15 protein-coding genes are annotated in these 21,616 nt (G+C 43.4%); 4 read left to right on the top strand and 11 right to left on the bottom strand.

From position 1 onward, the window contains the following. Positions 1 to 36: 36 nt before the first annotated feature. Positions 37 to 711 carry a redox-sensing transcriptional repressor Rex gene (locus FJU10_RS11325; RefSeq protein ID WP_005228549.1) on the bottom strand — a complete coding sequence of 225 codons (675 nt, stop codon included), beginning with the start codon at positions 709 to 711 and terminating at the stop codon, positions 37 to 39. Positions 712 to 928: 217 nt separating this feature from the next. Between FJU10_RS11325 and FJU10_RS11320 the strand changes: the two genes are divergently transcribed. From FJU10_RS11320 to add, 4 genes are all read left to right on the top strand, one after another. Next, positions 929 to 2,860: an ABC-F family ATP-binding cassette domain-containing protein gene (locus FJU10_RS11320; RefSeq protein ID WP_140965971.1), complete on the top strand. Its 1,932-nt coding sequence runs from the start codon at positions 929 to 931 to the stop codon at positions 2,858 to 2,860. 100 nt (positions 2,861 to 2,960) lie between these two features. Next, the gene (locus FJU10_RS11315; protein WP_140965970.1) at positions 2,961 to 3,683 is read left to right on the top strand and encodes a C39 family peptidase; all 723 of its coding nucleotides are present in this window, start codon (positions 2,961 to 2,963) and stop codon (positions 3,681 to 3,683) included. A 147-nt stretch (positions 3,684 to 3,830) separates the two neighbouring features. Next, positions 3,831 to 4,937: an alanine dehydrogenase gene (gene ald / locus FJU10_RS11310; protein ID WP_140965969.1), complete on the top strand. Its 1,107-nt coding sequence runs from the start codon at positions 3,831 to 3,833 to the stop codon at positions 4,935 to 4,937. Positions 4,938 to 5,089: 152 nt separating this feature from the next. Next, on the top strand, positions 5,090 to 6,106 hold the full coding sequence (gene add / locus FJU10_RS11305; RefSeq protein ID WP_140965968.1) for an adenosine deaminase: 1,017 nt from the start codon (positions 5,090 to 5,092) through the stop codon (positions 6,104 to 6,106). Positions 6,107 to 6,385: 279 nt separating this feature from the next. Here the strand turns inward: add and FJU10_RS11300 are convergent, their stop codons facing one another. From FJU10_RS11300 to FJU10_RS11255, 10 genes are all read right to left on the bottom strand, one after another. Next, positions 6,386 to 7,225 carry a sugar phosphate isomerase/epimerase family protein gene (locus tag FJU10_RS11300; RefSeq protein WP_140965967.1) on the bottom strand — a complete coding sequence of 280 codons (840 nt, stop codon included), beginning with the start codon at positions 7,223 to 7,225 and terminating at the stop codon, positions 6,386 to 6,388. Continuing rightward, positions 7,197 to 9,869, bottom strand: coding sequence for a beta-galactosidase (locus tag FJU10_RS11295; RefSeq protein WP_140965966.1), 2,673 nt, complete (start codon positions 9,867 to 9,869; stop codon positions 7,197 to 7,199). Before FJU10_RS11295 ends, FJU10_RS11300 begins: the two co-directional genes overlap by 29 nt. A gap of 193 nt (positions 9,870 to 10,062) precedes the next feature. Next, positions 10,063 to 12,273 (bottom strand): helix-turn-helix transcriptional regulator, encoded by a 2,211-nt coding sequence (locus tag FJU10_RS11290; protein ID WP_140965965.1) that lies wholly within the window; start codon positions 12,271 to 12,273, stop codon positions 10,063 to 10,065. An 86-nt stretch (positions 12,274 to 12,359) separates the two neighbouring features. Continuing rightward, positions 12,360 to 13,238, bottom strand: coding sequence for a carbohydrate ABC transporter permease (locus tag FJU10_RS11285; RefSeq protein ID WP_140965964.1), 879 nt, complete (start codon positions 13,236 to 13,238; stop codon positions 12,360 to 12,362). 11 nt (positions 13,239 to 13,249) lie between these two features. Beyond that, positions 13,250 to 14,197 carry an ABC transporter permease gene (locus tag FJU10_RS11280; protein WP_005234199.1) on the bottom strand — a complete coding sequence of 316 codons (948 nt, stop codon included), beginning with the start codon at positions 14,195 to 14,197 and terminating at the stop codon, positions 13,250 to 13,252. Continuing rightward, positions 14,182 to 16,695, bottom strand: coding sequence for a hypothetical protein (locus tag FJU10_RS11275; RefSeq protein ID WP_140965963.1), 2,514 nt, complete (start codon positions 16,693 to 16,695; stop codon positions 14,182 to 14,184). The genes FJU10_RS11280 and FJU10_RS11275 overlap by 16 nt, the downstream gene beginning before the upstream one ends. Further along, on the bottom strand, positions 16,670 to 17,344 hold the full coding sequence (locus tag FJU10_RS11270) for a YesL family protein (protein WP_140965962.1): 675 nt from the start codon (positions 17,342 to 17,344) through the stop codon (positions 16,670 to 16,672). The genes FJU10_RS11275 and FJU10_RS11270 overlap by 26 nt, the downstream gene beginning before the upstream one ends. Next, complete coding sequence (locus FJU10_RS11265) at positions 17,344 to 18,012, bottom strand: DUF1961 family protein (protein ID WP_016608835.1); 669 nt, start codon at positions 18,010 to 18,012, stop codon at positions 17,344 to 17,346. The genes FJU10_RS11270 and FJU10_RS11265 overlap by 1 nt, the downstream gene beginning before the upstream one ends. 279 nt (positions 18,013 to 18,291) lie before the next feature. Continuing rightward, positions 18,292 to 19,806: an extracellular solute-binding protein gene (locus FJU10_RS11260; protein WP_140965961.1), complete on the bottom strand. Its 1,515-nt coding sequence runs from the start codon at positions 19,804 to 19,806 to the stop codon at positions 18,292 to 18,294. A 419-nt stretch (positions 19,807 to 20,225) separates the two neighbouring features. Continuing rightward, a complete protein-coding gene (locus FJU10_RS11255; protein ID WP_140965960.1) occupies positions 20,226 to 21,479 on the bottom strand; it encodes a glycoside hydrolase family 28 protein in 1,254 nt (417 codons plus the stop codon). Between the last annotated feature and the right edge of the window lie 137 nt (positions 21,480 to 21,616).

Below are 21,616 nucleotides of genomic sequence, written 5' to 3'. Positions count from 1 at the left end.
GCAGCTGTTTTTCTGGTTCCTATTTATGTGATGCGATTATTCGCTTAGTGATGGTTCTTCTACTGGTTCTTCATGTGACAAGACGTTGCCTGAATGCAAGAAATAAATCAATGTTTGCAATTCATTGGTTAAGTCAACGTTTTGAATCAGCACGCCTTTTGGTGCAGTGATCCGTGCAGGTGTAAAGTTCAAGATTCCTTTAATGCCAGCTTTCACAAGCTCGTTCACTAAATCTTGTGAATGTTGTGCGGGAACCGTCAAAATAGCCACATCGATCTGTTGGATCTTCACTTGTTCCTTCATGTCATCCATTGGATAGACCGGCACACCATCTACGATTCGACCAACTAGATCTTCGTTGACATCAAATGCGGCACTGATCCGAATGCTGTTGCTTTGGTGAAATTTGTATTTCAACAAGGCGCTCCCCAAGTTTCCGACACCGACTAAAGCTACATTCGTCATGTGGTCTTCGTTCAATGTCTTCGCAAAGAACTGCATCAAGCTTTCAACATCATAGCCGTAGCCGCGTTTTCCTAATTCACCAAAGTAGGAAAAGTCGCGGCGGATCGTCGCACTATCAACTTGAACAGCTTCACTTAGTTCGGTCGAAGAAACTTTTAATTTGCCTGCTTGGTGCAAAATACGCAAGTAACGATAATATAAAGGCAATCGCTTCGCTGTTGCCTTTGGAATTTGATGATCTTTCAAAGAATACTCCCCCATTGTGAAAAATTCACTTGTGATGAAGCTATCATAACAAATACATTGTTCAAAAATCAATTTGAATGCTCATAATTTGAAATATAAATTTTATAATGGTAAAATCAAACTTTTTCCCAATCGCCGTTTCCCCTAAAATATGATAGACTTGTAGTATTGCAACCTTGATACAGACAAGTTTCTTAAAGATAGGAATGACATACACATGATTTTATTACAAGCCAACCAAATCGCCCGTCTTTTCGGAGCCGAGGTTTTATTTGAAAATATCCAATTAGAGATTGCCAGCAATTCCCGAATCGCGCTTGTTGGGCGCAACGGTGCTGGTAAATCAACGCTACTGAAAATTATTGCTGGACTCGAAAGTCCTGATAAAGGAACGATCGCTAAAAACAAAACCGCTACGATGGGCTACTTAGCTCAAGATACCGGACTTGCTAGTCAGGCCACCGTTTGGGAAGAAATGCTGGGGGCTTTTGCAACGGTTCGGCAGATGGAGCAGCGCATGCGTACCTTAGAGATCGCCATCTCCGAAGCAGATCCTACTGCTGACTCTGGCAATCTCCTGAAAGAATACGACCAATTGCAGCATGAATTTGCAGAAAAAAATGGCTATGGCTATGAAAATGAGATTCGCTCCGTCTTGCACGGTTTTCAGTTTGATCCTTCTTTTTACACGCAAGCAATCAATACCCTTTCTGGTGGTCAAAAAACCCGCTTGGCATTAGCAAAAATGCTACTGCAAAAACCTGATATCTTGATCCTCGATGAACCGACCAACCATTTAGACATCGAAACGTTATCTTGGTTGGAAAACTATCTGCAAGGATATGCCGGTGCGTTGCTGATCGTTTCCCATGACCGTTACTTCTTAGACAAAGTCGTCAACGACGTCTACGAACTGAGTCGCCAAAAAATGCGCCACTACAAAGGCAATTACAGCCGCTATTTGACCCTGAAAGCGGAACAGCTGCAAAGTGAATGGAAAGCCTTTGAAAAGCAGCAAGAAGAAATCAATAAACTGGAAGACTTTGTTGCCCGCAACCTTGTCCGTGCGTCTACCACCAAACGCGCGCAAAGCCGCCGTAAGCAATTAGAGAAAATGGATCGGCTGGATCGCCCGCAAGGAGATGAAAAATCCGCCCACTTCCTTTTTTCCATTGAAAAGCCTTCAGGAAATGTTGTGATGCAAGTAGAAAATGCCGCTATCGGTTATTCTGAAGAAGAAGTCTTATCGGCGCCCATCGACTTAGATGTTCGGCGCAAAGATGCGATCGCTTTAGTAGGACCGAATGGGATCGGCAAATCAACCTTACTGAAATCGCTGATTCATAAAATCCCCTTTATTCAAGGAAAGGTCCATTTTGGCGCCAATGTCTCAATCGGGTACTATGACCAAACCCAATCCGATCTGCATTCAACCAAAACGATCCTTAATGAGCTTTGGGATGACCACAGCACCACACCTGAAGTCGAGATTCGCAATATATTAGGCAGCTTCTTATTTTCTGGAGAAGATGTTGAAAAGCCGATCACGCTGTTAAGCGGTGGCGAAAAAGCCCGTGTCGCTTTGGCAAAATTAGCCATGGACCATGACAATTTCTTGATTTTGGATGAGCCAACCAACCATTTAGACATCGACAGCAAAGAAGTCTTAGAAAATGCGCTGATCGATTATGAAGGCACTTTGTTCTTCGTATCTCACGACCGCTACTTTATCAATCGAATCGCCACCAAGGTCGTAGAACTGTCTGAAAACGGCAGCAAGCTCTATCTAGGCGATTACGATTATTATTTAGAAAAGAAACAAGAAGAAGCTGAGATCGCAGCGATGTTGGAAGCAAAAACAACCGAAACCACCCTCTCAGCGGGCAAACAAACCTTTGTCCAAAGCAAAGAACAGCAAAAAGCCGTTAGAACCTTACAGCGAAAAGTCGCCCAAATCGAAGAAGAGCTTGCCACGATAGAAGAAACGATCCAGCAACTGGAACAAGACATGACCGCACCAGAAGCGTTGAATGATCATGTAAAATTGACCGCGTTGAATCAGGCGTTAGAACAAGCCCGCACTGAACAAGAAGCCCTATTAGAAGCATGGGAAAATACTAGCTTAGAACTAGAGGCATTTGAAAGTTGATCGTGTCATCGGTCTGTAGGCCGATGACAATCGCCCCCTCCTTTGTTTTACTTAAAAGAACAGGATGAATACGTACAATTCGTAAAACAAGGAGGGAAAAATGCAAAAACAGACAGATGTTTATCGAAAGCGTCGGCCAATGGTTGTTTTGGCAGGATTGGTGTTGATTTGGATAGGGTTCAATCGAATCTCTCATCACGTGTTGTACGGAGAGTTGTCCGAACACGTGTCTACCGTCGTTGCCTATGATGAGAGTTATGACGACGAATATGTTTATTCTCAGGCTATCTTTAGTGATGACATCAATGCTTATTTATGGGAAATGGACATCACAACACCGATTTTCTTGCAGACGAACGAAGATTGGGCCGATAGATCCTATGGCAATGACGGCAGCCAAACCTTAGCAGAAAACGGCTGTGCGATTGCTTCTCTTGCGATGGTTCAATCCTATCTTGAAGGCTATCCCATTTCGCCACTAGAAGTCCTCGATTGGGCAGGAGATCATTATTACGTTGACGGCCAAGGAACGGACTGGCGGATTTTTTCTGACTTTGCCGATGCAAACGGCTACAACTATTATGATCTTGGCACAGATCTAGCCAGCGTTGAAGCTTACTTGCAACAAAATCATCCCGTCATCGTTTCTGTGACTCCAGGGGAATTTACAGATGGCGGCCATATTATGGTCTTAGGTGGAATGATGGACGATCAAGTGTTTGTCTTAGATCCCAATGATGATCCAGAAAAATCCCATTACGCTATCTATTACACACTAGATGAAATCGCTGATCAAAGCTTGCGCTTTTGGACCTTCAGCTGATTGATCGAAAAAAGTCCCATTGGGGGCTTTTTTCTTTGTCGTCCCGAAAGCAGCAACTGGATCTTACTTTTTTAATAAAAAAACCATTCTTTCTCCCCTTAGGAATCCGCTTTCTATTATAATGGAAGAAAGAAAGGTGTGAAGTCTATGAAAATCGGTATCCCCAAAGAAATCAAGAACAATGAAAATCGTGTGGCATTGCCGCCCTCCGGAGTCTATGAGTTAGTCCAAGACGGACACGAAGTCTTCGTTGAACAAGGCGCTGGTGCAGGATCAACCTTTTCTGATCAAGCGTATCAGGAAGTCGGCGCTACGATTGCTACCGTTGAAGAGGTTTGGGCCTCTGAATTGGTTATGAAAGTCAAAGAACCTTTACCAGAAGAATACCCCTTTTTGCATGAGGGACTGGTTTTATTCACCTATTTCCACGTAGCCGCCAATCAACAGCTTGCTCAAGCGTTGATCGACAGCAAAGTGATCGCTGTTGCTTATGAGAACGTCCAGCTGGCGAACGGCACCCTGCCTCTGCTATCACCCATGAGTGAGATCGCTGGAAGAATGTCTGTTCAAATTGGCGCGCAATTTCTCGAAAAAATATATGGTGGAAAAGGGATACTGCTTTCAGGTGTTCCCGGCGTCCGTCAAGGTCGGGTAACAATCATTGGTGGTGGCGTTGCCGGTGAGAATGCCGCGAGAGTCGCTGTAGGTCTAGGCGCACAAGTGACGATTTTAGACGTTTCGATCCCACGCTTACAAGAGCTGGATCGCCAATTTTCTGGTCAAGTCCAAACCTTGTATTCCAATCGCTTGAATATCGAACGAACGATCCAATCCGCGGACTTGGTGGTAGGAGCCGTCTTATTGCCAGGACAAAAAGCCCCGTGCTTAGTGACCCGCAACATGGTGAAACAGATGCCTGAAAAATCCGTGATCGTCGATATTGCCATTGACCAAGGCGGAATTTTTGAGACCGAAGACAAAGTCACCACCCACGACGAGCCAACCTATATCCGGGAAGAAGTTATTCACTATGCAGTGGCGAATATGCCAGGTGCTGTGCCGCAAACGGCAACCATCGCATTGAGCATTGCCACCTTACCGTATGCCCAGCAGCTAGCGAAGGATCCTTTAACAGCGTTGCGAGAAAACGAGGCCCTTGCCAAAGGGGTCATCGCCTATGAGGGCGCATTTACTTCAAAAGAAGCTGCTCACGATCTATCATTGCCTTTTACCGATCTATCGGAATTGATTTGAGCCACTCTCCCACAATAAAACCAGCAGCCGCACAAGTAATTCGCGGCTGCTGGTTTGCTTTCTATGAGAATTTCCTTTTTTGGGTAGCATGGGCTTTGGAAGTATGCTATATTCATACTTAAAAAAAATTCGACCTAGACAGGAGGAACACTGTGCTTACTCAACAACAAATCCAAGCATTTCCCAAAGTAGAACTTCACTGCCATCTCGACGGTTCCATTCGTCCAGAAACATTGATCACCATCGCCAATCAGCAAGAACTACCGATCGAGCAAGACGTAGAAGCTGTGAAAGCACAGATGCAAGCCCCCAAAGATTGTCATGACCTGAGGGATTATCTTCGCTGCTTTGATTTCGTTCGGCCGTATCTGCAAACACAAGAAGCGTTAGCAGCTGCCGCCTATGATGTGATGGAACAAGCTGCTCAAGATGGGGTCGCTTATATTGAGATCCGCTTTGCTCCCAGCTTATCGATGGACAAAGGACTTACTTGCAGCCAGACCATCCAAGCCGTGATCGAAGGCATCGCACGAGCAGAAGAACGCTACCCAATCAAAGGCAATGTTTTGGTCATTGGGATGCGTCAAGAAGACCTACCAGCTATTACGGCGATTTTTGATGAAGCGATCGCTCTTACCGATGAAAAAGTCGTCGGTATTGATCTGGCAGGTCCAGAAGAAGACGGGTACGTCCCTGATTTAGCTGCTAGCTATCAAGTGTTCCTCAAGAACCAAAGTGTCCAGCTGACCTTACATGCAGGCGAATGCGGCTGTGTGCAAAACATTTATCAAGCCATCGAAAGCGGTGCGCAGCGGATTGGCCACGGCATCGCCTTAAAAGGAGATCCTACTGCTCAAGCATTTGTTCGAGAACAAAATCGCTGTATCGAAGGCTGTCCTACCAGCAATGTTCATACGCGTGCGATTCCCACATACTCGGCATACCCATTAAGAGAATGGCTGGAAGCCAAGGTCTCTTTTTGTTTGAATACCGATAACCGAACGGTCTCAAACACGACATTGACCAATGAATACCTGCAAATGGCTCATCATTGCGACATGACCGAATCAGAGATGCGCTTCTTAAACGAAACCGCCGCTCAGCATTCCTTTGCGGAAGCTTCCGACAAAGCGGTACTCTTGAAAAAAATCCAAGAATGGCAATTCTAATAAACATGGACGCTAGTGATCCCCACTGGCGTCCATGTTTATTTCCAAAACGATCAACTTTCTTTCCTTTATGCAAAGAAGAGCCGATCGATCCGTGTTAATTCCACCTTACCTCCCATTTTCTATTTTTATGAAAATAAAAAAGCTGTTTAGATGAAATCTCATCATAAACAACTTTTCTATGCTAGATAAAAATTTGTATTCAATGTCAACGTTTTTGAAGAAAACAAGAAAACCATTCCCATGTTCTCTTACACAATCATTTACACAAGTACCCAGCTAATTTTTTAAATCTAAGCCTTCAATCAACGCCACCGCACGATCGATCCCAGCGTCTTTTGTTTCTTCTAGCACCACGTAACAGTATGGCTTGTGTTTGATCAGAAGCTGTAAAATTTCTGGATACCGTATTTGTCCTTCACCTAACGGGACAGGGATCACTTCTTCTCCCGAGAGTTGAAAGTCCTTTAGGTGCAAGCAGACGATTTTCTCTCCGAAAAGAGTAAATGCTTCTTCTACCAATGCGACTTGATCAGCAGCCGTTTTTGCGGTGATCAAATTCGTTGGATCGTAAATGATCCCTAAATAATCAGAAGGAACACGTTCAATCAGCTCGACGATGCGCTGATTCGAATACAGCGGATGATTCAGTCCAGCTTCGATCCCTACCATGATTTGATGTTTTTCTCCCACTCGAACGAGTCGCTGGATCACATGGATCAAGTCTTCAAAAACCTCATCCGAAAAATTCTCTTCGCTATATCCCAGCGCGGCAATGACTGAGCCTGTTTCTGAAGCCACCATGCTGGCACCAAAATAACGGGCATGGAATAAATAGCGCTCAAATTTCTGTAAGATTTTTTCTCGTTCCCCTGGTTCGGGATGAATCAAGTTACTATAACAACTTAACAAAGCGATTTGAACGCCTTGTTTTTGGAATTCATTCTTGAAGAAGGTCCCCATACCTGGATTCATCTTTTCAGGAGCACTTAGGTCTGGAAAAGACGCATTCAAGGCAAACTGAACGTTTTTTATTTTCTTTGCACCTACCGCTTGTGCTAGCTGCTTGGGTGTATATTCTCCTGAAAGGTCATGCCCTCGGATGGCTAAATGAATCATCTGACTCCTCGCTTTCTACTGTTTTTTCCCATTCAATAATCAAATTTTCATAAGGTTTTAGCCTATGGTTACCGCGCGTCAGCGCTTCCCCTGACAAACGTTCGAATCCGGGGAGAGGTAAGGTAAAGTCAGCTGTCGTCATACCTAAGTTACTGATCCAAAGTTGGACATGGGTCGCTGACTCTCTGCGATACTTCATCACACCTTCCGAACATTTGATCAACTGGCGATCTGATTCATAAGAGAAAAGTTCTTTGCGACAAAACGACTGCCATATCAAACTGTCTGTTAAATTGCTAGGTAGCGCACCTAAATAGATGATCTCTCCTTGAGCCAGTTGTTTCTTAGCTAGTAGCGTTTGGTCATTCCCTCGTCCTATCGTTTCCCAATCTTCTGGGCAGTGAAAAACTGTGACCAAATGATCTAAAGGTTCTTCTAGGCCATCATAGGTTAGCTGATAAGCCAGTCCTTTCACCGTAAACTGCTGGATTTGGTCAAACCCGAGCCATTCTCCTAAACGATCTAAACCATTCGTCGCTGGCCACGCCAGCTCTTTGGTCCGATCCCCCGTCATCGGGCCTAAAATCAGCTTGCCTCCTGCTTCGGTAAAGGCGGCAAATTTTTTCAGCAAAGTAGGACTGATCCAACGAACAAATGGGGCAAGAACAACATCATACTCTTCTAACGGACTATTTTCTTGAATGATTTCTACACGAATCCCTTGGCGAATCAGACTGCCGTAAAATTCGGTAAACAGGCTGCGATAATCATAAACACCCCCATGATCGATCGTGTAAAAGCGTTTCGAGTAATCCGAGTAGATAATGGCTATTTTTGCTGATACATACTTCGTTTCCGCTAAAAGTGGTGCGATCTGTTGTCTTAGTTCGCCAATCCGAACTACCTCTTCATACCCACGATCTGGCTCTCCCCAAGCAGTTAACACGGCACTATGGGGTTGCTCCACACCATAGCGATGTCCACGAAAATGCCAAAAGCAGAAGGATTTCAAATTACCTGCATAGCCAATGAACGCTTCACTTGTGACAAACCCATGAGGACGAGGTGCTGCATAGTTTTCAATATGACCAGCATTGGCAGTACAAGTTTCTAACAATAACATTTCCTTGTTGCGCGGTTTGACATTCCGCCAACGATCCAAGTTCATCGTATATGCTGGATAGTTGTCTGCCGGTGCATACGTATCAAAACCAGCAATATCTAAATCAGCAAATAGCTCATCATTTTGCAAGTTAAACCCAAAAGCGGAGTTATGGGTAATGGGTAACGCGGTCTCCATTCGGATAAAATGACAAAGATCATGCGCAAACTCATTCAACGTATCAGTGGTAAAGCGGCGAAAGGCATTCATCAAGGAAGAATTATGCAAAAATGGGGTTGTTAGCGGCAAGACGACATCCTCAAATGCGTCATACCACTCACTCCACACCTTCGTTCCCCAACACTCATTGAGGTTAGTCACGGATCGATAGCTGTCTTTTAAATACGTATGCCAACGCGTTTGGCACGTCGTACAGTAACATAGATCGACATGACATTTAAACTCATTGTCCAATTGCAACATAACGACATTTTCATGTTTTTCGGCAATCTCAGCGATTTTTCTCGTCAAACGATAGGCATAACGGCGAAAGTCCTCGTTGTTGGTACAGACATGCTGTCTTGAGCCGTGATGCATCTTCGTTCCATCTTGGTTAGTGACCAACGCTTCTGGGTACTGTTTTGTAAACCAGCGGGGTGGGGTCGGCGTTGGAATACATAAGCAAACATCGATGCCATTTGCTTGGTACTGTTCTAGCGCACGGTCCAACAACGAAAAATCATATTCTCCAGGTTGAGGCTCCAAGTCACGCCACATGAATTCCCCAATTCTAGCAAAATTCATGCCCAACGTTTTCATCGTGTGACTATCACTTTGCATGATTTCTTCCGACCAGACTTCTGGATACATGCAGGCGCCGTAATAAATATCAGGAAAAAGTGGTTGCTCATGGAAAAACGCCTGTAGACGAATCGCTACATAGCGAGCGATCATATGCGCCCCGAGCTTTGAAAAGTGGGTATCATCTGCGAGACCTGCAGGATAATTAGAGTGCTCATTCGGTACTAACCAAACAAAGAGTGCTTTGGAAGCTTCTAGTCCTAATGTGTCATAATAATGATAGGTATAGCGATTTAAATCAAACAAAACTACTTCTTCCGTTCGACTAAGTTCTCTTAAGACAGGTAAAAATGCTGACAACGTATGCGCCAGTCGTCCCTCTTCTCCTACCCGCCGTTCAACAGGTGTACACAGGATCGGGATTCCTGTTTTTTCTTTGATCTGACGGATCATGTCTGTTAAATGAGCAATGTATGCCTCCATCGTGACATGGTTTTTCTCTTTTTGGTCATTATGTCCAAATTGCAGTAGGACGACTGTATTCGGTTCGACTTCTTGCAGGAGCTGCTCAAACAACCCTTCTTCGATAAACGAACGAGTCGTACTGCCGTTTTTTGCAAAATTGCGTACGTTTACTTCTGGGGGTAGATAGCTTGGTAAGGCTTGTCCCCAGCCCATCATTGGCTGTTGATCAAGGGGATAATCCGCCACGGTTGAATCTCCGCCTAAAACGATTTTCATTTCTTTTCTTCCTCCATCTATTTACTATCAGATTTCCAACAGCTTTGACAAGTCCACTGGTTTTCTTGCTGAACATAAGCTGTATTAGAAATCGCTTTCTTTTCTATTATACAAAACATTCGCTGATGAAAACATGGAAAAATCAGAGCAAAAGCTGCGAAAATACGAGCTTTTCCGCAGCAACCAACAGTGATCAGCTCTGACCTTTTCGATATTGTCCTGGGGTCATCCCCGTGCACTTTTTAAATAAACGATTGAAGTAACTGGGATTATACCCAAGGTTTTCTGCGATTTCATTGATTTGGTGATCGGTTTCGAGCAACTGCCGTTTTGCTTCTACGATGCGAACATTAGTTAAATAATCAATAAAGTTGACCTGCTTGGCACGCTTGAACTCCTTACTCAAAAAGATTGGGTCGACTTCGAAACGATCCGCAACGTATTCTAAGGAAATTTGTTCATTGCGAAAATCAGATTGGATGTACTCCGCTACTTTTTGGATCATTTCACTATAAGAATTAGCGACATTTTCTTGCCAGAGGATGGAAACGGGCTTTAAGAAATGATGGTACAAAAAGGCTTGGATCTGATTGATGTCTAAAAGTCGTTCAATTCGCTCTAACACAACCGTTTTCGATACATAATCCGTTCCTGAGACCCCATTTTCATTTAAAAGGTAATCGACTTGATCATACAGTCGATTGACCACATAGATCACCGCAGCCTGTTGATTGTTTTCTGCCACGACCTGTTCTAAAAACCGCTGGACACTTCGTTGCAATTCTTCATGATAGCCACTTTTCAGCGCTGTTAAAATCAAATTTTCTTGCGAAAGAGAATACTTCGGCAGCGGGCGCATGTTCTCTCCTTGAAGCACTTGATTTTCGGGAATCAACTGTTGCAGATGGATTTGCTTTTTGAGCCGTTGGGCAACTTCAGGCAACTTGCGAATCTCAGTTTCTTGTTGCGAACTAACGATGGTGACATAACGGCAGACGATCAAATTGATTTGCTTGGTGACCATCGTGAAGTAATCTGTCAGTTGTTGCTCTTGATTGACCACAAAAACCAAAATCCGTCCTTCATTTGACGAAACGATGGTTGATTCTGGGAAAAACATGGCTGTGACATCCGCTATAATGTTTTCTAACGCAAACAAAATGTGGGTTTCATCTTGTGAATTTGCTTGATTGCTTAATAGATCATTGAGTTGGAAATAAAACAGGCGATACCCTTGATCACTTAAGCGCCAGTTTTTTTGCTGCAGTAATTGTTGCGATTCTTCCTCTGATAAATAGCCATAATACCCTTCCATCAAATGTTGGATCACTTGCCGCTTGAGCGAATCTTGAAAGCGTTCCGCCTGATTTTGTAGCAATCCTTTTTCACGACTTAATTGTTGCCAACGGTCCACCAAAAACTCCAGATCGTTTTCTTTTTTCCATTGGGTATTACCAAAGAGCTGATCCATCGTTTTTTCAAAAGGTCGGTATTGTTTTTTTGCCAAAAAGAGACTCATGACTGCCACACAAGCAATAAAAAGAATACTTACGACGATCAGCACTCTAGCCAAATGAGTGACTGGCTCGGTAATCAATGCTAAGGGAACGACGGTATAAAACGTCCATATTTGGTTGAGTCGCGTACTGTTTACGGCGATCATGCTATAATCATTGCCATTGATCGATTCGACCCAGGTTCCTTGATGCTCCTCACTCAGCGGTTGGATAACATTCGCTAAGTTCTGATCGCCAATAAAACGAAAACTCTCATGATTAAAGGAAATCGCTGCGAGTCCATTTTCAATTTGGGTATCATAAAAATACTTTAACAATGATTGCTCGTCGATCGTTGCAACTAAAAAAATTTTAGGCTGATCTTCGCCTTGGCTATCAATGTTTTGTACAAAAATCAATTCATCCTCTTCTTCAATGATCTTCCACTGATACTGCCTCCCATTATCGATCCGATAGCGTTCAAATGCTGTTTTGGTTTGCTCGAGCGTTAATTCATACGTACCGCCACTCTCAATCCCAAAAGGCGCCTCTCCGAGCGAATAAATACCAATTCGATTGACATAATTGGAGCTATTTGTTAAGTAAAACAATTCTTCCGACAGTTGGATCAACGTCTGATAATTTGTCGTTTCCAGTAAATCTTCTTGGTAGCGCCTTTGAAACGATTGCCCCCAAACGCTTAAAGTCACTTCCAGCTGCGAGAACTGTTGGTTGATGTTACTAACGATTCCTTCGACTTGGCGATTATTTAGTTCTTGATACGATCGTTGTAATGGTCCGATCAAATAGGCATGCAAAAAGATTGCAACGAATAATAGCGGCACGACGATCCATAGACTGGCTAGCTGCAGTTTTCGATGAAAACCGCCTGTTTTAAAGTACTTCATTCCCAAACACCCTTGTAATAGATTTTATGTAACAAATTGGCATGCGAAAAAACGCATGACAACCTATCCACAACTATTGAAGTGTATCATCCTTTGACGGATCCAATCAGCATTCCTTTGGCAAAATGTTTTTGCAAAAACGGATAGAAGATCAAAATTGGCAAAGTAGCCACAATGATGACTGCAAATTTGATTCCTTGTTCGGGCGGCATATAGTTGGGGTCCATACTTGCTAACGCATTGGCACCACTGGACGCCATCGTGATCTGTCTTAACAATAACTGAATCGGCCATTTTGCTGAATCGTTGATATAGAGCAATCCACTCATGAAGTCGTTCCAGATACCAACGGCGTAAAAAAGGGTGAAGGTCGCGATCACTGGTTTTGATAAAGGCAAAATGATTTTCCATAAGATCCCTAGTTCCGTACAGCCGTCCATCTTGGCGGATTCTTCCAATTCGATCGGCATTTCTTGGAAAAAGTTTTTGATGATCATTAAGTTGAAGGGATTGATCGCGATTGGCAAAATCAATGCCCAATAAGAATTGATCAGTCCTAAATTTTTAACCACGATAAACGTTGGGATCATCCCACCTGAAAAGAGCATTGCAAAAATCACGAGATTCAACAAGGTGTTCCGTCCTTTTAGGTGCTTGCGTGATAAAGGATAGGCAAAGGTGAAGGTACAGAAAAGCTGCACCAGCGTGCCAACGATGGTAACGCCGACCGTTACAAGCAAACTACGGATAAAGGTGTTGGTTGAAAAAATAAAGCGATAGGAGTCGAGACTGATCTCGCTTGGCCATAAGAAAAACGAGCGAGTGGTCAATTCTAACTCCGTAGCAAATGAACCGGCGATCACATAAATAAAAGGAATCACCATGAATAACCCAATTAATGCCAAAAATAGCGCATTAAAAATATCAAATATTTTCCCTGCTTTCGTATTGTGTAAAGTAGCCATCTTTTTCCTCCTTAGTATAAGCCGCTTTCGCCAAAGCGTTTCGCTAATTTATTGGTACAAAGTACGAGGATGATCCCAACGATCGATTTAAATAATCCGACGGCTGTTGAGTAACTGTAAGCGCCATTGGTAATCCCCATCATATACACATACGTATCAAAAACATCTGCTACTGTTCGGTTCAACTGATTGGTCATCAAGAAAATCTGATCAAACCCAGTAGACAAAATCGACCCGATCCGCATGATCAGCATAATGATGATCGTCGAACGAATCGCAGGTAAAGTAATGTGCCACACACGTCGGAAACGTCCTGCACCATCCATGATCGCGGCTTCGTATTGCTCCTGATCCACACCTGATAAGGCAGCTAAATAAATAATAGTCCCCCAACCGATCTCTTTCCAAATCGATTGCATCACGATCATGGGGCGGAACCATTGCGGGTCTGAGAGAAAGTCGATTTCAACGCCTGTCAACGAAGCGATAAATTGAGTGATCGCTCCATGATCGATGTTGAATAAGATATGCCAAAGACTAACGACGATCGTCCATGAAAGAAAATGTGGTACATAGACGAAGGTTTGAATGGTCCGCTGAAACAGCTTGTTGCGCAATTCATTCAGTAACAGTGCCAAAAAGATGGGTGCTGGAAACGAAAAGAAGATGTTTAAAAAGGCAATCATCAACGTGTTCCACAAGATCCGAAAGAAATCAGGATTATTGAAGAAATCCATAAAATTTTGTGTTCCGACCCATGGACTATCTGCGATTCCTAAAAAAGGCACATAATCTTTGAAAGCAATAATCAACCCATACATCGGTGCATAACGAAATACTGCAAAATAGATGATCCCGGGAATCGTCAAAATATAGAGCCATTTATTTTGTTTAAAATGGTTGAGAAAACTCCCCCATTGCTCTTTCGTTTTCGGCACTTTTTTTATTGTTGTTTCCATTCATTCTCCTCCTCTAATTCCGCTCCAATCAGTGCTAAACAACAAATCGTATTTAGTCCCCACTGTGACAACACATTGGTCGATACCCACGGCATTTCTTTTATTTTTTTCCACGTTGTCGCTGCTTCAATGGTCGCTTCGATCGGCAATGGAACACCCGATTTGTCATTATCAAGCAATAACTGCCAAGCCCTTTGACTGATTGCTCGATCGTTACGCACTCGCCCAGCAAAGGCCATCATCGTCGACGCAAACATTGGCCAGGCAAAATGAGGTTCCGTCAGTACCTCGTTTGACTCTTCTGCTTTTCTCTCAGGACTCAAGCTATAAAACCAGCCAAACTCCCCTAACATCTCTGTCCACTCGGGGTCTTCCAGCACTTGAGCAAGTTCTAACCAAACTTGCGGCGCCCCAAAGGAGATGACCATGTGATAGCCGCCAAAATTCCCTGTTCCCATATAAGACAAGGTTTTGTCTTGTAGATCAAATAATACTGTGGGTCCAGACAAAAGGCGCTGGGGCATGGCTTTGATGCAGGTGATGCCCGTGCGAATTTTTTCAAGGTAAACAGGATCATTCGTCCGTTCCCACTGGGTAAACCAGTTCGAGACTAGCGCAGCCCAATCTGGTCCGATTCGGATCGGTATCCGCTTCGTTTCTCGTTCATAAAACTCGCGCATCGGTGGTAACGCATCAAAAGCATAGGTTTCATTGTCTTTGACTTGTTCCATAACCTCCCCAATACGTTCATCCGCTGTCAAATAGTAGTAGTAGCGATGCAGACCCGCCATTGAAATTCGAACTTCTTTGGCTTGGCAGCCCCAATGAACGACATTATGCCGAGACCCCAATCCTTTGTATTCACCAGCATGATACTGATCGACTTCTGAAGTATGTCTCGTCATGCTTTCAGCCAGATAGTAGACGCTTGGATCACCGGTTCGTAAAAAATCTAACCAAAGCCACATGTTGGGGACCAATTCAGTGTTTTGCCAAGCGTACCCACCAAGATCGTAGCGCCATTGGTGTCGAAACTGATCATAGGTATGCATGACATCACCATAGTTCCAATAGCCATACCAACTTCTTTGTTGGACTTCTGCTAAATAGAATTGCCGCATCTTAGCCAATTGTTGCTCCAGCAACTGTTTCGTTTTCGTTGATTCGTCTGGTAAACTGATCCTGCCAAAAACCTTCGTCTCTTGATAACGCTCAGGCAATGAAACGATCTGGGCAGGTTCTTGGTTTTCTTGAGCTAAGCCCAGCAACACTTCTTCTGACGGGGCTTCTTCATAAAGATCCAACCAACAACGCGTCGTATTTGCTACACCAACTGCCGTCGAACGAATCTCTTCCATTCCTTCGTATCCGCTAAGCATATGATCCCGTTTGGAATAGTGCTGAAAATCCATTGGCTTGGCATTCGGTGACCACTGCCACATCGTGATTTGGGTTGCTTTTTGGGTGATGCCTGTCACCTCGATCGCAGATGGTGCTTTTTCCCAAAATTTCTCCATGCTGCAAGCAACGCCGCCGGTTTCTCCCCCAGCGTAAAAGGTACCTGAATAATGCTCGCCATCCCCAATGGGCAACCAACAGTACCCAGCTTCGGTCTGTTTTTCTAATTCAAATGACCGATGATTGATTTGATTGACCCGAAAATTGTCCCAAATAGCATTTTCCACCGCATGAGACAGCATCGGCTCGTCCGCTGGGGTCAATGAAACGAGCTGTCCACTGGCTTGTTGTTGATAGGGAATGTTTTGCTGATAGTGTCGCCGTGAAAGTAACAATTGTGCCGCTTCATGATACACAGCATCTGCAATAAATTTGACTTGTCGATTCCAATTTTCACCTGTCAACGCATAATCAAATGCTATCCCCATGCCTTCATAAGCAAGTGGTTTGATGATAATGACCGTATGAATGATTTCCAATTTGCTGATTTCGCGAAAGATGCGGAACCGTAAAATAAACTCTTGCACCACTTCTTGATCGATCTCGATGACGCCCGATACTTTGATAACGGCTTTTTCTGAACCATTTTCTTCCAACATCAAGTCCGTCACTTTGGACTGCACCTTTTTGTTTTGGTATTGCAGGATTGCGTGAAGATCTTGCAATTTTTTCTGCCCCTTGACCGCTACCCAGTCCAAAACATTTTTCCCTTCCCCATGTTTCGGGAAGAAGCCTTTGATCGTACCGTTGTCAAAATAAATACCGTTGTAAGCTTCCCTAGCAATCGCCTGTTTCTTCTGGACACGCTGTTTTCTTTGAAAAAGTAACTGCGTCGTTTCTGCCACCAGACCACTGTGTCCTGTCCATTTCACACTGCCATCTGGCCAGTAAGCCAGTACTTTCGTTTGCAGCGGCTCCTCCCCCAGCAAAAACAGTTCCTCACTTAGAACCTCAGGTTGTAAAGCTCCTTTTTCCCATGGATACCCAAAACTCAGCCCACGTTTTCCCTTAGGTTTATTTTTGAGCCATTTCAATGCCATGTTCGATTTCCTCCCCTTCTCTCTCTGCAGGTTGAACTGCATCGTTTTGTTGCTTTAGCTTTTGTTCATTTTCATCAAATAATTTCAAGTAAATCCCCATTGTGCCAATGATCCACATCCCAATACTTAAAAATGGAAGGAGACCGGGGAGAAAAAAGCTGATCGTACTACAAATCCCAAACCAAAGGACGCCTAAAAAGGTGCCAATAGGTTGAAAAAAAAGAAAGCGTAGCGAAGCGCCTAGGTACTTCTTCGTTGGAAGCACATAATATTCGTACATGCTAAGCAATGTATTGATCACAGCGATCGCTACGCATTGGCTAACGATCAATAGGATCAAGCCTGTTTGAGTCAATGCCGCTAAAAATCCTTGCTGGATCACCATCATGGGGCACAAATAAAAGAGAATGATCGGTAAGCCCAAGCGATTCGATCGCCAAAAGTTCCTGCGGTAATACCCAAAGAACGTTTGAAAAAAAGGCGGCGATTCCTGTTTAAGGGTTTTCTTTGCTACGTGGAATCCTGCTTGTACGCTAGGCGCCAGTCCAAAGATGATCCCACCTACTAGTGCACCTATAATAACGGTTACATTTATCAGCAAACAATAAAAGACAAAATCTGCTGCTTGATATGCTTTCTGCCAATTCATCACCGTTCCTCCTCTAAGGAATATACCTTCAAGTCTTTATAGCGGGCCTTCATTGGCGCCATTTGCCGAAATCCGATCGCTCCTTTAGTTAATACGGGACCAAACTGTTCCTCATCAAGGTACCTTAACACCAACAAGTCGTTGATCCAAAAGGAAATCGTTGCACCTACCTTATCGATTCTTAGGTGATAAAACCCTCGGGCATCTGCTACACTCGGAAGTGGGTCTGCGCCTTGGGCGACCAGATGAAACCCATGGCTTTTGCGCAAATTACACGTTTCAAACGCCCGTTCCTCCTCATACTTTCTTCGAAAATAAGAAAGGTGGTAAGCATTGATCCCTCCAGAATGATACTCGGGATATGCCCCGGTTCGTTTGGGTACTCCAGAATCGAAGATCGAGCCACCCTTGCGATTGGTTGCTGCAAAAAAGAGCATACATAAGCCTGGTTCAGCCAGTGGTTGAAACTGCCAGGTGATTCGTAGGTCCGCTGGAAATTGTTGAGGCAGCCATAAAACAAAATGTGGTTGTTTGTTTGATTCTTCAGAATACGTATTCGCCAGAATCATCCCGTCTTGGAAAGTAATTTTGGGCTCTCCTTCAGCAATAAAGTGTTGAATATCTGCTGCTTGATTCAGCGGATTTTCATAGATCAATTTCGCTAACATTTCTTCTTCTCCTTTTATGCGTATATGAGCTACTTTTCTCTTTTCATAGTAAACTTGACCTACATTTCTAACAATTGACTTTTTTTGAATTCCTTGATATCAAGCGTTAGATTAGGGTTTCCACTTGTTTTTTTCCATTTTTTCTTTTCTGATTTCTTACTACCTGTCTCGTCTCACCTAAATAGTACTCCATTTTATTAGCTGAATAATTAGCTGAAAAAAATTATTGAAAAAGAAAAAGGTTGAGAGCAAGATCCACTCAACCTTCTTCGACTGTCGTTATTGTGCTTGATGAAGGGCATTCGTTTCTTCCATCAGCTGCGTGCCTCCTTGATTCTTCCAAAGTTCGATCGCAGCTTCCCAACCCGCTTCATCGATTTGTCCTGCAATAAATTGAACCCGCGCATCACTAATGATCTGATCAAGCTGTGCCCCTTTTGTTACATACGTATCTGTATTATAGGAGGCTGCTGGGTTAAAGACAGCGTGCTCTAAATCAGCTTCCATCAATGACAATCGTTTTTCATAGCTTTCAGTAGCCGCTTCTGTATCAGGCTTAGCAATATAGTACAGGGTATCTTCCGTTACATTCATCCCAATTTGTGAGTACCCTTTGACCGCATTGGCTAACGCTTCAGCTTCTGATCCTTCTAGTGCGACGGACATTCCATCCACTACTTCAAAATTGATTCCTTCGATTCCGTTGTTCAGCAATACCTGTGCTTCTTTATCATTTAATTTATCAAGGAACGTCAACACCTCTTTTAGATGTTCCTCTGTCTGGACACTCGACTTAGGAATCGCCAAGAAACCAGAATAGCCATCTGTCGGTAACGCATTCATCGTACCGTTATTATCTTTCAAATTCCCTGTAAAGATGACGAGGTCTTCTTCTCCAGCTTGCAATAATTTATTACTGATTTGTGCGGCTCGTGAATACGTATCAATAATGATCCCACCACGTCCATTGATAAACGGCTCATCCCATTTATCTGCTGCCATGGTTGCAAAATCACGATTGACATAGCCTTGTTCCACCATATCTTTAACAAATTGCATTGATTCTAGGTATTCTGGTTGCATAAAGGATGGCTCTAAAGTGCCGTCTATTTCTTTCCAAGCATTTCCTGCCCCAAACCAAGTAGCTAACACATCGTAAGGACTATTTGAATTGATCGAGCCAGGCCATTGGGGAATAATCAAACCAAACGTATCATTTTCACCATTCCCATCGGGATCGTTCTCAGTAAATGCTTTGGCAACCTCATAGAGATCATCGATCGTTTCTGGTACATCTAAGTTTAAGTTTTCTAACCAATCTTTTCGGATGATCACCGCCGTCCGCATCGCATCACGTTTCCGATAAATTCCGTACACTTTGCCATTCACAGAAGAATTACGCAAAACATCCTCGTTAGATTGAGAGAGATTAGGATAATCAGCTAAATAGTCGGTCAAATCCCAAAAAGCGCCATTTTCTGCTGACTTGATAAATCCTCCTGATTTTCCTTGAATGACCATCACTTCTGGAATATCATCTGAAGCTAACGTAATATTCATTTTATCCTCGTAGGATGTATTGGGTGCCCAGGTAATATCAATGTTTTTGCCAGTGTACGCTTCTAATTGCTTCAAAATCTCGTTGTCACTTGCAGGTGGTTCAGTTTCAATGTACGGCGATAAAATCGAAATCGTATCATAATCTGTTGTGGAACCTGCTTCCTCCTTCCCACATGCCGACAAAAAGGCGACTGATAGTAACCCCAAACCAAGAATCGTACTTAATTTTTTCACTACTTTTCCTCCTTAGATTTTGTTGTTGAGCCCGATTAAATAAACCGCTTTCAATACCAAAAGCATAACGAAAAGCAGGATTTCCAGCAATTGACATTTTTTGTTAATCGTTGATATATGGCTAGGTAGGGAGTTTTGCTCTACATTTGCAGGTATCGTAAATTATAGGAAAAAAGAATAAATAGTTCTTCGTGTTCTTAGTTCGCTCAATCAATTTAATTATCGCAGTTTTTCTGATTCCTATCATTCTTAAATTCTCGTTGTAGAAAGGGTAGCCTAAGTACTGATGTTCTTATTCGTGAGAGATTTGGAAACACCTTATCATGAAAAAAAGACCAACTCATTGGTCTTCTTTGATAATTCATCAGTTTTGTAGTACTAAGCGGATCACCACTTATTCATATTTGACAGAAAGAGTACTACCGCTCATACACATCATTTTGATCCAAGGTTGGCGCTAACGCAGTGACGATCGTTTCCACCATCTTTAAGTTCTCAACCCCTGCAATCTTGCCGAACTCATCGGCATGAATGAAAAGATTTTTCAATGTTAGATTGCGGATCGGTTCTGCTGGGCTGGCCTCGATGAAAAAAGCACGCACGCTTTGTTGTCCTATTTTAGTAGCTTGCACGTTTTCAATAGTAATGTCGCAGACCTTTGCTGGACCTACTGGAATAGCTGGTTGTGCCATCAATTTGTGCCAATAGTCGGGAATCTCTTCCGCATAATCAGCTGGCAGTTCTGGATAACTATAATCTGGGTACCAATTTGTTTGTAAGAGAAAAGGAAAGCCAACATCCTTCATCGTTAAATCCGAAGCAGTGACCTTGCGTATAAATCCACCTCGATTATTGGCGGATTTGATCCGAACCCCTGCGCCAGTTTGCTCAAAGACGACTTTTTGGATCGTGATATCTTCGATCCCACCAGAAGTTTCACTACCAATAGCAATTCCTGAACCATACCCTAATTGACAGTCTTTGATCGTGATTTTCCGACAGCTTCTTTGCTGGGCTAAGGCTTCTGCCCCACGTCCCGCTTTAATCGAGATATTGTCATCGTTGCAGGAAATGTGAGCATTTTGAATGGTGACTTCTTCACAGGAATCAATATCGATGCCATCGGTACTAGGCCCTTTTCCATTGTCTATCGTGATGCCATCGATCAATATGTGGTGAGAATACGTGATTTGGGTATTCCAAAAACCCGACTGTACCGACGAAATATCTTTGATGGTTACTTGCTGACTTTCATAAACAAGGATATTTCGTGGGCGCTTGCAATCATAATCTGCTGCCCAGCGTAAGCCTTTCTTTGCGTAATCCGCCATCATCCCGCTGGCTTCATCTGTTCCCCAAAACGTTTGCCACCATATTTCTCCACGACCATCAAGTTTTCCTTTTCCAGAGATCATGACATTTTCTGCGTGAAAAACATTGATCATCGCTGCAGGCCACTTCATATTGATCCCTGCGACCCGATTATCTACTTCGGGATAATCGGCCAGTTCTTGACTACCATACAGAATCGTATCCTCTGAGACAATCAAGTGCACATTGCTTTTTAAAAACAATGCGCCGATTTGATAGGCGCCGGGTGGTGTAATCACTGTTCCCTGCACAGTTGATGCTTGGTCAATTTCTCGTTGCAATAATTGCGTGATGTCTTCCATTCTTGCTTGCCTCCTACGTTTTTGTTTTAAGCTTTTGATAGGTTTGTCGATACAAATGATTGTAAAAATTGCGCATCGCCAACCTTTTTTCATCTATCATTTCGTTGGATAGAACTGAGTGCTTCTTACTGGCGCTG

This window comes from Enterococcus sp. OL5, assembly GCF_006491895.1.
In the GTDB taxonomy this organism is placed as follows: Bacteria; Bacillota; Bacilli; order Lactobacillales; family Enterococcaceae; genus Enterococcus_D; species Enterococcus_D innesii.
Note: the sequence above shows the minus strand (reverse complement) of the source record. Positions and strands in the feature narration are given on the sequence as shown.

Coding starts and splice junctions, on each gene's coding strand:
- FJU10_RS11320 (WP_140965971.1), top strand. CDS start 929: ATGATTTTATTACAAGCCAACCAAATCGCCCGTCTTTTCGGAGCCGAG.
- FJU10_RS11265 (WP_016608835.1), bottom strand. CDS start 18,012: ATGTTAGCGAAATTGATCTATGAAAATCCGCTGAATCAAGCAGCAGAT.
- FJU10_RS11255 (WP_140965960.1), bottom strand. CDS start 21,479: ATGGAAGACATCACGCAATTATTGCAACGAGAAATTGACCAAGCATCA.
- FJU10_RS11315 (WP_140965970.1), top strand. CDS start 2,961: ATGCAAAAACAGACAGATGTTTATCGAAAGCGTCGGCCAATGGTTGTT.
- FJU10_RS11295 (WP_140965966.1), bottom strand. CDS start 9,869: ATGAAAATCGTTTTAGGCGGAGATTCAACCGTGGCGGATTATCCCCTT.
- ald (WP_140965969.1), top strand. CDS start 3,831: ATGAAAATCGGTATCCCCAAAGAAATCAAGAACAATGAAAATCGTGTG.
- FJU10_RS11285 (WP_140965964.1), bottom strand. CDS start 13,238: ATGGCTACTTTACACAATACGAAAGCAGGGAAAATATTTGATATTTTT.
- FJU10_RS11280 (WP_005234199.1), bottom strand. CDS start 14,197: ATGGAAACAACAATAAAAAAAGTGCCGAAAACGAAAGAGCAATGGGGG.
- FJU10_RS11275 (WP_140965963.1), bottom strand. CDS start 16,695: ATGGCATTGAAATGGCTCAAAAATAAACCTAAGGGAAAACGTGGGCTG.
- FJU10_RS11290 (WP_140965965.1), bottom strand. CDS start 12,273: ATGAAGTACTTTAAAACAGGCGGTTTTCATCGAAAACTGCAGCTAGCC.
- FJU10_RS11300 (WP_140965967.1), bottom strand. CDS start 7,225: ATGATTCATTTAGCCATCCGAGGGCATGACCTTTCAGGAGAATATACA.
- FJU10_RS11270 (WP_140965962.1), bottom strand. CDS start 17,344: ATGAATTGGCAGAAAGCATATCAAGCAGCAGATTTTGTCTTTTATTGT.